The organism is Rhizobium sp. P38BS-XIX (assembly GCF_012641435.1).
GTDB lineage: Bacteria > Pseudomonadota > Alphaproteobacteria > Rhizobiales > Rhizobiaceae > Rhizobium.
The window spans coordinates 145,908-159,519 of sequence record NZ_JABAIJ010000010.1 but is presented as its reverse complement, the minus strand read 5'-3'; the positions used below and the strand labels follow the sequence as shown (position 1 = coordinate 159,519).

Here is a 13,612-nt window from a genome sequence, read left to right as displayed (position 1 = left end):
TTGCCAAGACTGGGATTTGCCGAGGCCTGGCGCATTCAGGCGCGGCAGTTGCTTTGCGAAGGTGTGGTGCCCGACAACGTCCATTGGAGCGTGGAAGGCGCTGAGACCGACCTGTTCGGCGCGTTGCAGTCATCGGCAAAGTCCGTGCGGCCGGTGGAACGGCCCAGCGTTCCGGCCTCATTCGTGCCGTTGGCAGAGGCGGCGCTCTGCCATGTCTCGCCCGAACGCTTTGCCCTGCCTTATCGGTTGCTATGGCGTCTGCAGAACGACAGGGAGATACTCGGCGATCGATCCGACAAGGATGTTGCCGCCGTGCATGCGATGGAAAAATCCGTTCGCCGTGACGCGCACAAGATGAAGGCCTTCGTGCGCTTTCGCGAGGTCGGCATTTCCGATGCCGGTCGGCGGCAATTCATCGCCTGGTTCGAGCCCGAGCACGTCATCCTCGAGCGCACGGCGCCGTTCTTTGCACGCCGGTTTGCCGATATGGATTGGCTGATTGTCACGCCCGGCTATGCTGCGCGCTTCGAGCGCGGCGTGCTCGACATGCAACTGTGCAACGAACGTCCCGACCTGCCGGACGACAGCGCCGACGATCTCTGGCGCACCTACTACGCCAGCATCTTCAATCCAGCGCGATTGAAGGTGAAAGCGATGAAGAGCGAGATGCCGGTCAAATACTGGAAGAACCTGCCGGAGGCGCGGCTGATTCCGGACTTGATCGCCAATGCCGAGAAATCCGTGCAGGCCATGCGCGAGGCAATGCCGACCACCCCGCATATCAGAACCGACCGCATCGTCGCCCGCCTGCCTTCGCCGTCAGAGATTGCGCCGGATGTCGTTCCCGAGACGCTGGACGAGGCACGCCAAGCGGCCGCCGGTTGCAGCCGTTGTGACCTTTGCAGATACGCGACACAGACCGTATTCGGCGAGGGCGCGATCGGCAGTAGCGTCATGTTTGTCGGCGAGCAGCCTGGCGACATCGAGGATCTGTCGGGACGCCCGTTTACCGGCCCTGCCGGCCAGCTGTTCAACAAGGTTCTCCATGAAGTGGGGGTGGATCGCAGTCGCGCCTACGTCACCAATGCAGTCAAGCATTTCAAATTCGAGCCGAGAGGCAAGCGCCGCATCCATCAGCGTCCGGATGCCGGCGAAGTGGTACGCTGTCGCTGGTGGCTGGGGTTGGAGCGCAAGTTCGTGCAGCCGAAGCTGATCGTTGCGCTTGGCGCAACCGCAGCACTCGCCGTCACCGGCAACGGTGCGAACATCCTCAAACGTCATGGCACGATGGAGCTGGCCGACGACGGCCAGACGCCCGTTCTGCTCACCATTCATCCATCCGCTGTCTTAAGGTCGGGAAACGCGGCCCAGCAGGACGAAGCCCGCAAGCTACTGGTCGAGGATCTGCGTCGCGTATCGGCCTATATGCCGGATTGACGCACAGATCGTTTGCAGAATCAGCAAGCAAGTCATCCACCCCGAAAAGCAACAACGTCACTTATGAGAGGTCAGATGCTCGGCAAGCGCCCTTGTCGTGGCGGCAATATTGTCGTCGGCACGAGTGCAGACCGAGAATCGGCGCGTGGCCCAGTCGTCCACAAGTCGGATCGCCGCGATCTTCATGATGCGGCGGCAACTTTGGGCAACCGTAGCCGGCACGATCCCCAGACCGACGCCACCGGCCGCCATCCGGCAAATACCTTCGAATGTTCGGGTTCGAATGCGCGTTTTCAGCCGGCCACCTGCGATCTGAGCCCGCCCGTCTAGATTTTCCTGCAGGGCACCTTCCGCCAGTCCGATAAAGCTCTCATGGACTACATCGGCGAAAAGAACTGTCTTCCGCTCCGCCAAAGGATGGTCGGGTGATGCGACCACGACCAGTTGATCGACCGCAAACGGCCTTAACATCAGGCCCTCGGTGTTCACAGTGTCGGAGATTATGCCGATTTCCGTCAAACCCGCGAAGAGCGCCCTGACGACCTCGGAACTTTGGCGTTCCTTCAGATCAATGTCGATGTTTGGATTGGCCGACATCCAGGAGGCAAGCCGCTCGGGCAGGAATTCGGTGATGGCCGCTGTCGGCGCCATGAGCCGAATGACGGTTCTCAGTCCCTTGGCGTGCTCGTCGAGCTCGCTGCGCATCTGTGCCATTTGCCGCTGCACCACCATGGCATGATGGGCCAGAGCTTCACCGGCATTGGTGGGCGACACACCACGCCGGCCGCGCTCCAAGAGCTTGACGCCACTGGCCATCTCCATGGCACGTAAACGCTCGCTGGCAGAGGGCAACGATATACCGACCGCAGTCGCACCATGCGTGATGCTGCCGGCATTCACCACGGCCAGAAACAGGCGAAGATCAACAATGTCGAAGCGCATGCCTGACTGATAACAAATCCGTTGCCTTCGGACCAGCCGAAGCCTGAGCATAAAACATCCGCATTGTGCCTGCGCAACGCTGTTCTCATTGTGCCGCGAATTATTTCTGATGGCCAGGGAAGCATCGGTATGCAGGCTTTACCAAACACCAACAGCAATCTGGGAAAGAGCAGCATCGTCCTTCCCTTCATCGTGGCTGCGACCTATTTCATGGAAACGCTGGATACGACTGTCATAGCCACCGCCCTGCCGCAGATGGCTCATTCCTTTCAGGTCGGACCCAATGAGGTCAGCCTCGGTATGACGGCCTACATGCTGACACTTGCCGTCCTTGTGCCGATCAGCGCGTGGATTGCAGACAGGTACGGCACACGGACTGTCTTCGCAGCCGCCGTCCTCATTTTCACGATTGCATCCATTCTGTGCGGATGCGCCGACAGCGTGCTTTCGTTCACGGCGGCACGCGTGCTTCAGGGTGCAGGCGGCGCCATGATGGTACCTGTCGGACGAATGATCGTCGCTCGCAATACCGAGCAGAAATACATGATGCGCGCGATTTCGACCATCACATGGCCTGCGATCGTCGCACCCGTCATCGGCCCCAGCGTGGGCGGCTTTATTACGACCTACGCGTCCTGGCACTGGGTTTTCTTTCTGAACATTCCCTTCGGCCTTGCAGCACTCACAGCGATCGCGGCCTTCGTTCCCAATCAATTCGCCGAAAGCTCTCGAAGGCTCGACCTCAAAGGTTTCCTGCTGAGCGGCATGTCACTGGTATCGTTGCTGTACGGCACGGAACTGGCAAGCCGTCCTGATACGAACCTTGCTTATGCGACAGCGATCGTCGGTGCCGGTCTCTTCATCGGGCTTATTGCCATCTCCCATCTTCGCTCGACCCCGCACCCCATCCTTAATCTGGCGGTCTTTCGCATAAGAACCTACAGGACCTCTGTCTTGTGGGGTGGCTTTGCGCGTGCCGGCATAGAAGCCATACCCTACCTTTCGCCTTTGCTGTTTCAGATCGCCTTTGGCCTTTCGAGCTTCCAATCCGGTTTGCTGCTGCTGGTCACGGCAATCGGCAACCTTGGTATGAAAGCCTTCACGACACCGATTATCAGGCGCTTCGGCTTTCGTGCTGTCGCGATTGGCAATGGCACATTGGTCGGCGTGAGCATTTTGGCCTTCGCCACCCTGGCCCCGTCTACGCCATGGCTTCAACTCTTCCTGGTCCTGTTCGCCTACGGGCTTTCCCGTTCGCTGCAGCTCTCCGCGATGACCACCTTGAGCTACGCTGACATCGAAACGGACTTGAAAAGTGCGGCCAGCACTCTTTGGAGCACGATGCAGCAGATGACGACAGGGCTCGGGATCGCATTCGGTGCCGTATGTCTGCGCCTGTCGAACCTGATGCATGCGGGTGGCAATCTCTTCGGCGAGCATCGCTTCGCGATAACGGATTTTCATTGGGCGTTCACCGTCACCGCGCTCCTGACCGTCCTGCCCACGATCGCCTACTGGCGCCTTCCCCACGATGCGGGGCGCAGCATCGCCCATGGATAAACCTCTAGGGTGCAGGTAAGCCTGTGCGCTGGAAATGGACGCCCTATAATAATTGCGGTGAAAGCCCGGCGTAGTCTTCCGGGCATGGAAGCCATTGGGAGCAAGTAATGACGAGCGTCGACACCGACCTTCTGGAAACATTTATATCCGATGAGGAGGCCGCATTTGCCGAGAAGCGTCAGGGGAAATTCTGGCCAGCCAATCACCACCGTATCGCGCCACTGGCCACGAAGCTGTCCGGCCTGCTCAACCCCAACCAGAGGACGGCGTTCTATTTTCATTTCATGCGGGTCGCCGGCGGCGCTCCGGCGGTCAACGACAAGGAGATGCCGTTGCTGACCGAAGCGTACCGCCGGATGCTGCCTGATCTGGATCTTAAGGGCGTGATCCAGATGTCGCGGCGGCATGAGTTGCTGTTCGTATTCGGGTTCGACGATACAGGCGCGCTCTCCGCGGGCGAAACGCAAATCTCTACGGCATTGAAGGCCAGATTGAAGCTCCTCGGTCAGGTCGGCGCCTACACGTCGATGCCAGCGCAAATGGACAAGAAGGCGAAGTTTGCCGCCTTCACGTCGGAGGCGCCACGTATCCTGGAAACGCTGCGTCACCTGGAGTATCGCCACGATCGCCGCTATAGCGAGGATCTCTACGATGTGACCAATCTTCGCTTCTGGGGCATGGTGTTCATCTGCCTGCTGAACAAGGATACAAGGGCCGACATCGTTGCCGATATGTTCGAGGGTCCGTACCAACTGATGCGCCGCGTCGAACAAATCGCGACGCTTCATCGCTATGTCCAGGTGGTACTTCCGGACGCCACACCGGATGAAGCCCGGTTCCTATCCCTGGCGGCGAAGCTGGCGGATATCGAAAGCGCGCGGCGCAATACGGCGGAATCCGTCGCCTTGTCTCGAAAGCTCGGCCTGCCATTTGCTGACGACGAGGATTGGGAAATTAATATTGCGATCCCGATGCGCGGCGCGCAGGGCCACGCTCTCATCGCGCGCGACGTTGTTCGCTTGCAAATCCGCCCCAAGCCGGACTGGCAATGGGAGCTGCGTGTGCGCACATCAAGCCGCGGCGAATTTTCGGAACGCGAACGCGGCAGCAGCCGCAACGACCTTAAAATACCGGCGCTCGGCAAGGGAAATCTTGCAAGCTTTCCCGATTGGCTCAAGCAATTGCGCCATCATGACTTGGACTTCGACGTAGACGCTGCGGACATTCGGGTCGGCCGCAAGCGCGCCGCGGCAAAGATTGTCTCGGCGTGGCTTGCCGGCTGAAGCACCGTCATCGAAGGCGACGCTCATCTTTCAATTGCTCCGGCGCCTCAATCACATTGATCGATAAGGTCGTTGAGGGGCTACATCGCCTTTGCCAGGCGGCCATCGATGGGTTGCGCCCGAACGCCGAAGCTCGTTCGGATCTTATCGGCAAGATCGCGGGCTGCGGGCGTCAGCGCACCGTCCGCTCGAAAGAGCGATATCGTAAACGATGGCAGGCCTGGAAGGTCGCTGCAATCGGCGACGGGCTCCAATCCCAATGGGATCGCGGATGTCAGCCAGGCGGACACGGCGAGATCGGCCCGCACGGTTGCGGCAGTCGCCTCGTAGCCGCCGTTTTCGAAGACGGATCGCCATTCAGTTCCATGATCGGAAAGTGCGGCCAGAACCGGCTGCCTGAAAATGCAATCCGAGGAAACCAGCGACAAGGGCAACGGGCGCTTTGCGTACGCCCCCCCTTCCGCCGCCCCAACCCATACGAGACGGTCGACGCCAAGAACCTCGCCACGCGCCTCCTCGGGGATTTCCTGAAGAACCGCGATATCGACTTCCCTGGCGGCAACCTGGCGCTCGAGCGAGGCGGAGGATGCGCAGACCAAAGCGATATCGACATTGGGCCGCAGCAGCGCATAGGCGCGAATGATGCTGGCAACGCCCGCCGACATCAGATCGAAACAGACGCCGAGCCGAACCGTGCCGCTGAGATCGCTGGCTGCGAGATCCTCGATAAGATCGTCATTCATGGCAAGCAGCTTGCGCGCGCGAAAAAGCAGCTTCTCACCTGTACGCGACAGAACAAGCCCGCGACTGGAGCGATGAAAAACCTGGTCGCCCACCATGTCTTCAAGGCGGGCCATCTGCTGGCTGACGGCACCCTGCGTGAGGTTCAGCAGCAACGCCGCCGATGTCATGCTTCCACGCTCCGCGACAGCAGTAAAGGTCCGTAACAGGGCCAGATCGAAATGGCGCATTAGAGATCCTAATGACTAGCAATTAGTTTTATTAGCTTTCAATATGCATGCTTGCAGCCTTAGAAGAAAGCCCTCTTAGGAGAGAAACCATGGCTTTCGCCGACATCGCGTCGCTGCTCGCCTTCACCTTGATCGCAACGATTTCGCCAGGCGGCGCCACGACATTGGCAACCGCCTCCGGCGCAAGGTTCGGCTACCGGCGTTCGCTGCCACTGATCATCGGAATTGCCGTCGGGCTCGGCACGATGGCCGGCGTGGCGGCGCTGGGTCTGTCGCAGACGCTTCTTGCCTTTCCTGGCTTGCAGGTTGCCATGCGCGCCGCGGGCACAGCCTATCTGCTATGGCTGGCCGTTCGGCTGATCCGGCAACGAGCGCCGTCTTCGGGTGGAAATACGTCGAGCCCTCAGAGCCTCATCGGCGGAATATGGCTTGTCTGGCACAATCCGAAGGGCTGGGCCATTACGACCAGCGCCTCTGCCGCCTATGTCGCCATAGCACACAACCCGGTCGATCTTGCGAGTATCCTTGCGTTCCTGTTTGCATCCATGGCGCTGGTCTCCCTGTCCGCATGGTGCCTTGCCGGCCAAACGCTTGCTCGAAAGCTGAAGAGCAACGCGCAATGGCGGCTCTTCAATATAGGCCTCGCAGCGATCCTTATACTGTCAATCATCACCCTCTGGTTCGAGTAAAAATCATGCTTACAAAGAATATCGCAGCAGAATGCGCCACGCTTGAAGACTTCTGGTTCCCCAAGGTCATTGGTGAGGTCAATGGACAATTGTTGAAAGTCGCGAAGCTGAAAGGCCAGCTGGTCTGGCACGCCCACGACGAGGAAGACGAGCTTTTCTATATCGTCAAAGGGGAACTGAAAATAGAATTGCAAGACCGGACCCTGCATCTTGCCGAGGGTGACTTTGCCACCATCGCAAAGGGAACGATGCACAATCCCATCGCCGAGGAAGAGTGCTGGATCCTGCTCATCGAGCCGGCGTCGACCAAGCATACCGGCAATGCGCTCACTCCAAGGACGCGCAGTTTGGAGCAACAACTAAACGCTGCACGCTGAGGAGTCCGCCAACTCCCGAGCACAGCTTGTCTAGCCAGATGATATCGTATCATCAACGAAGCGCCCTTGCCCTTAGGAGGATGCACGAGAATATCGGCATTGCCTCGGGCATGTTCTTCGTACATGGCTTTGCAGCAACTTGGCATCGAGCGTCCTTTTTTGCGGATGACCGCCCAGGATCCGATGAAGTTCGCCGGAATTGATGTCGATATAGTATTTGCCGCTGCTGCTTGCCTCTTTTATCGCATCGACAATTGCCTTCCGAAAATCCTCCATATTCGGCAAAGTCTGCCCCTTAACTTAGTTCATGCGCCGGGATTGGGTCGATCGAGAATATCTGTTAATATTTCGACCATGCCTATTTACCGGCGCAATTAAACTGATACTACTTACCGCAGTTCAATCGATTTAGGAACGAATGTATTTGACATGAAGCGAATATAGCCTGCCCGGTTTATAGCTTCGCCTTAAACGATACAGACGTTACAGAAATATATGCAACGATGATGAGGTAGTTGCGTCAATATCAGCGTACGAGTTCTCTGATCTTGTACGCAACTTCCGTTCGGTTCGTTGCATTCAGCTTCTTCATGATGTTACGAATATGAACCTTCACCGTGCTTTCGCACAGATCCATTTCATATGCGATAATCTTGTTTGCCTTACCGCGCCGAAGGGCTTCCGCCACGACCACTTCACGCGGGGTAAACATGCTGTCGAGGCAGCAATTGCGGCTGGCAACAGGCGCTATTGCTTCCTTTGCGGCCAAAAGACTGCTTGCAGGTACGAACACACCGCCGGCACGAGCAAGCGAAACCGCCTCCGCTGCAACCTTAATGCCGACACTGGTTGGTATATAGCCGCGAGCGCCGCATTCGAGCGCATGCAGCAGCTGCGCCAACTCGTCACCATCTGCCCCGACGATGACTGGGCTTGTCTGGAATCTTTCCACCAGAGCGCAAATCTTGGTGCTGACATCGGAGTCGGACACCTTCCGGCCGCCGATCATGAACAGAATTGCCGAAGGCAATGTCTGCATGTTCTGCATCTGCCATTCTTCGAGCGACGCAACGGTGACGATATGCATGTTGCCATCACACTCGGTGAGCATTTTCGACAGGCATTCGCGGTCGAGTGCGCGGGAATCTATCAGAAGTACGTAATCATCCCATTCGGCAACATTGGGCGTGCCGGATGCTATAAAAGGCCTGAGGGTGTCGGATGCCCGAACTGAAATAATGCGTGCCCCTCCATTCGATGCGAATTTTTCACTTGTGAGCGACTGTCCATTCATGGCCGATACCCCCTACTTTAAAAAAGGCCGTTATATTTCTTGCAATTATTTTAGTATTCGCCCCATCGGGGGAGTGTAATCCGCATTCCATACAAATCTGCTGGCCTGCTTCCATATCATTCCCCTCAATTAGGTTTATCTTACCGTAGTAATTGCTTATTTTGCTTTTGTGTGCATTAACATATGTTAATAGTTGGTTGAAATAATGATTAAATTGATTCAACCCAGCTCTATCCGAAATAGAGACAAAGTATTACTCAAACAAAAGTTGTGTCGAAACACGTCTCGTCGAAGTCAACCAGGTCTGCAAGACGAGGACGATCGAGAAAAGCAACGATTCCATTGCGAAAAGAAAGAAGCCCGGCTTCGCGCATATCTCTGAGAACGCGGTTGATATGCACTGTCGAAAGGCCGACGGCATCACCAATATCTGCCTGGGTTAAGGGGCAATCGAAATACTCGCATTTGGCGTAGTCACGCGATGTGCCGATGCGGGCGCCGAGCTCAAGCAGCAAATGACCAGTTCTCTCCAGGGCATCTCGGCGGCCAATATTGGCCAGACGCTCCGACATGCGCGCCTGATGACGCACCAGCTCGGCAATGACGATGCGGTAGAAAAAAGTCGGCGCTTCCATTTTCGGAAGGAAGATGAAATCCGGAAAACTCAAGACGGTGACGTCGGTGATGGCCGGTACGGTCTCACGCGCAAGCGCCGTCAGCGAGGTCGAAATCATGTCGCCGCGAAGGACGAATTCGGTCACGAAACGCGTGCCGTTGGGCATCATCTTGCTGCAAGCCGCCCACCCCTCCAGAACGAAGAGGAGACGCGGCGTCTCATTGTCATAGTCGCATATGACGCTGCCCGCAGGAAAGGTTCGCGTTACGCCACCGAGACTCCGGACATGCTCCATCGAAATCTGCGTTGCCATTCATCATCCCCTCAGACAAAAAGCATATTTCGAGAGCTCGATTCGCTGTCCGAAAATATAATTTTCGCGAGTTATAAGTATTCAATACCATAAAAAATACGCTCTGTCTTTAATGTAAATCGATATAAATATTTCATCGAATTTACATCACAGCCGCATCAAAATCAGCTTCGTATTTTCATGATAGAAAGAATATCTTGGGAGCATATGAAAATTATATACTATGCGTACTTCGTTCGGATTAGCGCACGAATTATACTTGCAACATGACGGGTCGAGCGTAGTCGACGAGATGCCGACGCATGTTGGAAATTCCGGCGCGGGCCTCCGCAATGATGGCCTCATGACGAAGAGCATCGATCCCTTCGTTCTGAGCTGCTTTCAGCATCGATGCGATCTGATCCGGCGGCAGCAAAGCGTCCTTCACGAAATAGTTTTCGCGCCCCACCGAGTTGAAGAAACCCTCGACTTTCTTGTCCCAGCCCAAGCCGACATGCGGAACGCCAAGCGCATAGGCAGCGATGCACGCATGCAGTCTGTGCGCGAGAACAACGTCCATCGACTGGATTGTCCGCACCAGATCATCAGGCAAGAGAGGTCGGCGCGAAATATCCATGGCGCCGTGCTTGACTGCTCGATGCTTTGAAACGGAACTGATAATGCGCTGCGCAAAAGCCTGATCTTCGCACGCTCCATTGCAGAAAAGGGTGACGCGATGGTCATCGTCGAGCAGCACGCCAATCAAATCCCGGTAGGCGGAAACCGCCGAGAACGGAATGGAAGCGGTCCTGGCGTCGGCATGTCTTTGCAGAATAACCGGATCCGTCACGCATATACCGACGGTCATCTGGCGCTTGGGCAAGGCCAGAGGTTTTACATTGGTTGGCAGAGCTTGGACCAGCAAGCCTGGATCACGGACGAGCTTGGGATCCGGCCCCTCCGGGAAATGATCCCGCCAGGCATCCTGAGCGAAGACGTCACGGACAGAGAGGTGAGCGAGACGAGCGCGCTTCAGACGCGCGAAAAGATCGTAAGCCTCTTTCGACCAATGCTTGCTGACGCCGACCGCGTAAATGGCAAGGGGACGATCGTGCCTAAGCACGCAGTCGAGCACCGTTGCGATCTTCAGCGGAAAATTGAGGTCGTCGTCCTGAAACAAATTACCGCCGCCAATCACCACGGCATCCGCCGCAGCAATTTTGGCATCCCATTCTGTCTGCAGCCTGCTCAATCTATTCTCAAGCGCTGCTCGAACGAAACGGCGGCGAGCATGGGAAGGCAGTTGACTGAGAAAGCCGAGTGCCAGGCGTCTGCGCGCACCGTGACCGGCAGCGAAAGCCCTGCGTCCGGCGAGATCGATGGTCTCGACCTCGATCTCGCCGCCGCGGCTCGCCAAGGCGGCTTCCACGCATTCGGCCAGCAATCCATCTCCGAGATTTTCGCTATACTTCACGTTAAAGACGAGAACTTTCATCGCACTGATCCAATAGGACGGAGCTCTGGGCTATATTCGACGCGCGCGCCACGCGTTCCCACGCAGAACGCCGAGATGCTGCCGGCAAGGATGTAGAACATCAATCCGAGGTCGTAGACCGTGCCTGAGGTAATTGCCGATATCAGCACCGTGATGATTCCGGCCTTGGCGGCACGAACGATGGCAAAGCTCTCTCGCGACGCCAGCTCGGCCAGTCGCATCTCTGCCACGAGCAATCGGAATACAAACAGCATGAACAAAAATGTGCCGAAGACACCGATGTTGGATAGCAGGACGAGAACGAAGCTCGAGGCGCGCGCACTTCCAAGACCGGCGCCAAAGCCATTCGTATCCAGGAACGCTTCATACGCCATGGAATTCCACATGAAGCGTTCACGACCCGATTGACTGTCGGCTTTCGAGAACAGCATCTCATCCAGGAAATCGTGGAGATTATGCGCGAGATCCGGCATGGCGATGAGAACGAAAAGGATCGCTAGCGGCATGCTCGCCAGAATGGAGACGATGAGTACGGGCCGCCCCGCCCCCGGCTCGCGCCTGGAAGCGAGAAACGACTGAAGGCACAGGATCGGCAATATGATCGCAAGGCCGACAAGAGCGGTCGCCGACGTCGATAAGACAAGCGCGATTAACAGCAATCCGGCGATGATGCCGGTTGTGCGCGAGCGCACTCCGCTCAGCCATAGGCTGGCGACGATGGCAAACAGCACGAGCGTGAAATCGGCAAAGGCTGACGCTTCCGGAAAGGTGCCGGAAATCCGTTTCAATCCGCCCTTTTCGGCGTTCGTCAGCAATGCGTAGTTTGCTGTTCTGACGAAGCTGAGCAGAAAATCCGTGTGCGTGAAATAGGTGATGATATCGGCGAGAGCAAAAGCCAGATTGACGCTTGCAACAATGATGACGCCCTGGATGAACAGGGCTGGCGCGGAGCTTCTGCGAAAGAAGGCAAATGTCGAGATAAAGCAGATAAGGCCACCAGCCGCATACACGGACTGAGTAATATTGTTCGAGGAAAAGCGAAGCGGCACCAGCGCAATCAGGCTTCTCGCGCCGATCGATCGCTCAACTGTCATGGTTTGCGCCATTCCCTGAAACAATCTCGGAAAGAAGATAGCCGAAAAGAGGGCAAATGCCGTGAGCAGCAAAAGGAAGAATCCCGGCCCCCAGGGAGAAAGCGCTGCGAGAAATGGCCCCTCTCCATAGGCCGAAAACAACCTGACGGCGAAGAAGATCAAAAACAGGCTTGGAACGAGTACCGAGGCGCCGCCGAGGCCTGGAACGCTGAATGCGGCGGCGGCTCCGAAGACGGTAGACAGAATCATGATGAAGAACGACCATCGAACAGGTACAGCCAGCGCAACGACACCGACAATCAATGTTAGAAGCCCCATGAGATTCATGTGTCGACCCAGATATCCCGTCTTATAGTTGCTGCACGCTAGCATGCGGCCATGGGGGTGTATCTCCACCGTTGTCTAAGCCCTTTGGTTGATCAACTGGCCGAAATAGCTGCTGTACCGTATGAACTGGGACGTTCATGCTCACTTGCATGGATAAGATCCCGTCAATGATGATCAGAGACAGCAACAACAACCGACGCGCATTTCTGCGCGCGACGATTGCAATCGCAATGTTAGCGTTCACCGACATAAAGGTATCTCATGCGGGCGATACCGGCGATGCTCTCGACTTGAGCAACATGACTTTGACCTTCGAAGATCCCTTTGACGATCTAAGCGTTTCGGCCTGGGGACCAGGCACACGCTGGATTGCGCATACGCCGTGGAATGGCGATTTCGGCGGCGCGCGCTTCTCCGATCCGAAGGACGACTTTCCCTTTGCCGTTGAAGATGGCATGCTGCGCATTACCGCCGCGCGTGATAGCGAGGGGGCATGGCGCTCTGGTCTGATCGCATCGGTCGATTCCAAGGGCAACGGCTTTTCGCAGCAATATGGTTACTTTGAAATGCGGGCGCGGCTGCCCGATGGACCTGGCGTCTGGCCGGCCTTTTGGCTGATCGGCAAGGACCGTTCGAAGGCAACGGCGGAAATCGACGTCATCGAATATTATGGGGACAAGCCGGGTGCTTACTCCTCCACGGTGCATGTCTGGCATCGGGATGGGCGGCACGATTCCGATTATGCCCGGATCAAGGTATTCGACACGGCCAATCCCTCCGACATGCATAGCTACGGCGTCAAGATCGACTCCGATTTCATACGCATGTATTTCGATGGAAAACTCGTCTGGAAAACCAAGGTTTTACCGGAACATCGCCAGCCTATGTACATGCTCGTCGATCTCGGCATCGTCGATGGCGTGACGAAGATGGCCGCCACGGATCCATCCTTCCTGTTCGTCGATTACGTCAGGGCCTATCAGTTCAAATAGCCGCCCTTTAATCGACTTTTCCACAATTGAACTGCATCCATCCCATTGATGAGAGTACGCCCGACCGCCTCTAACGAGAGAGCGTCATGGCGCGCCTGCGTAATGCTTTTGGCCGAATTTTTCCGGTCGTATCGGGTGGCTCCGACAAAAGGCTACGGCCTCTTAGGACTTACGACTTTCGGTGGTGAACCAAATTATCCCAATGATCAACTAGTGCTTTTGCGGCAGCGTGAAATTCTGCGA

13 protein-coding genes are annotated in these 13,612 nt (G+C 56.6%); 7 read left to right on the top strand and 6 right to left on the bottom strand.

What is annotated here, in order from left to right; all coding sequences use genetic code 11:
- Positions 1 to 1,437, top strand: a complete 1,437-nt coding sequence (locus HGP17_RS26930) for a UdgX family uracil-DNA binding protein (protein WP_246704234.1) — start codon at positions 1 to 3, stop codon at positions 1,435 to 1,437.
- A gap of 57 nt (positions 1,438 to 1,494) precedes the next feature.
- Here HGP17_RS26930 and HGP17_RS26925 read toward each other — a convergent pair whose 3' ends face one another.
- The gene (locus HGP17_RS26925; RefSeq protein ID WP_168813709.1) at positions 1,495 to 2,379 is read right to left on the bottom strand and encodes a LysR substrate-binding domain-containing protein; all 885 of its coding nucleotides are present in this window, start codon (positions 2,377 to 2,379) and stop codon (positions 1,495 to 1,497) included.
- Positions 2,380 to 2,508: 129 nt separating this feature from the next.
- Between HGP17_RS26925 and HGP17_RS26920 the strand changes: the two genes are divergently transcribed.
- Both HGP17_RS26920 and HGP17_RS26915 read left to right on the top strand, forming a co-directional pair.
- Entirely contained in the window at positions 2,509 to 3,939 is a 1,431-nt protein-coding gene (locus HGP17_RS26920; protein ID WP_168813707.1) for an MFS transporter, read from the top strand.
- Between the two features lie 107 nt (positions 3,940 to 4,046).
- Positions 4,047 to 5,222 (top strand): hypothetical protein, encoded by a 1,176-nt coding sequence (locus HGP17_RS26915; RefSeq protein WP_168813705.1) that lies wholly within the window; start codon positions 4,047 to 4,049, stop codon positions 5,220 to 5,222.
- Positions 5,223 to 5,302: 80 nt separating this feature from the next.
- Here the strand turns inward: HGP17_RS26915 and HGP17_RS26910 are convergent, their stop codons facing one another.
- Entirely contained in the window at positions 5,303 to 6,193 is an 891-nt protein-coding gene (locus tag HGP17_RS26910; protein ID WP_168813703.1) for a LysR family transcriptional regulator, read from the bottom strand.
- Between the two features lie 89 nt (positions 6,194 to 6,282).
- Here HGP17_RS26910 and HGP17_RS26905 point away from each other — a divergent pair, with 89 nt between their 5' ends.
- The 3 genes from HGP17_RS26905 to HGP17_RS33475 all read left to right on the top strand — a co-directional run bounded on the left by HGP17_RS26905 (position 6,283) and on the right by HGP17_RS33475 (position 7,637).
- Entirely contained in the window at positions 6,283 to 6,882 is a 600-nt protein-coding gene (locus HGP17_RS26905; RefSeq protein ID WP_168813701.1) for a LysE family translocator, read from the top strand.
- A gap of 5 nt (positions 6,883 to 6,887) precedes the next feature.
- Complete coding sequence (locus HGP17_RS26900) at positions 6,888 to 7,259, top strand: cupin domain-containing protein (RefSeq protein WP_168813699.1); 372 nt, start codon at positions 6,888 to 6,890, stop codon at positions 7,257 to 7,259.
- Between the two features lie 123 nt (positions 7,260 to 7,382).
- Complete coding sequence (locus HGP17_RS33475; RefSeq protein WP_205926146.1) at positions 7,383 to 7,637, top strand: hypothetical protein; 255 nt, start codon at positions 7,383 to 7,385, stop codon at positions 7,635 to 7,637.
- A 148-nt stretch (positions 7,638 to 7,785) separates the two neighbouring features.
- On the opposite strand, the gene HGP17_RS26895 is transcribed toward HGP17_RS33475, so the two are convergent.
- The 4 genes from HGP17_RS26895 to HGP17_RS26880 form a co-directional block, all read right to left on the bottom strand.
- Positions 7,786 to 8,346, bottom strand: coding sequence for a response regulator transcription factor (locus HGP17_RS26895; protein ID WP_348648997.1), 561 nt, complete (start codon positions 8,344 to 8,346; stop codon positions 7,786 to 7,788).
- A 464-nt stretch (positions 8,347 to 8,810) separates the two neighbouring features.
- A complete protein-coding gene (locus HGP17_RS26890; RefSeq protein WP_246704233.1) occupies positions 8,811 to 9,482 on the bottom strand; it encodes a Crp/Fnr family transcriptional regulator in 672 nt (223 codons plus the stop codon).
- A 253-nt stretch (positions 9,483 to 9,735) separates the two neighbouring features.
- The gene (locus tag HGP17_RS26885) at positions 9,736 to 10,956 is read right to left on the bottom strand and encodes a polysaccharide pyruvyl transferase family protein (protein ID WP_168813695.1); all 1,221 of its coding nucleotides are present in this window, start codon (positions 10,954 to 10,956) and stop codon (positions 9,736 to 9,738) included.
- Entirely contained in the window at positions 10,953 to 12,377 is a 1,425-nt protein-coding gene (locus tag HGP17_RS26880) for an O-antigen ligase family protein (protein WP_168813693.1), read from the bottom strand. The genes HGP17_RS26885 and HGP17_RS26880 overlap by 4 nt, the downstream gene beginning before the upstream one ends.
- 167 nt (positions 12,378 to 12,544) lie before the next feature.
- Here HGP17_RS26880 and HGP17_RS26875 point away from each other — a divergent pair, with 167 nt between their 5' ends.
- Positions 12,545 to 13,369, top strand: a complete 825-nt coding sequence (locus HGP17_RS26875) for a glycoside hydrolase family 16 protein (RefSeq protein ID WP_246704232.1) — start codon at positions 12,545 to 12,547, stop codon at positions 13,367 to 13,369.
- Positions 13,370 to 13,612: the final 243 nt, after the last annotated feature.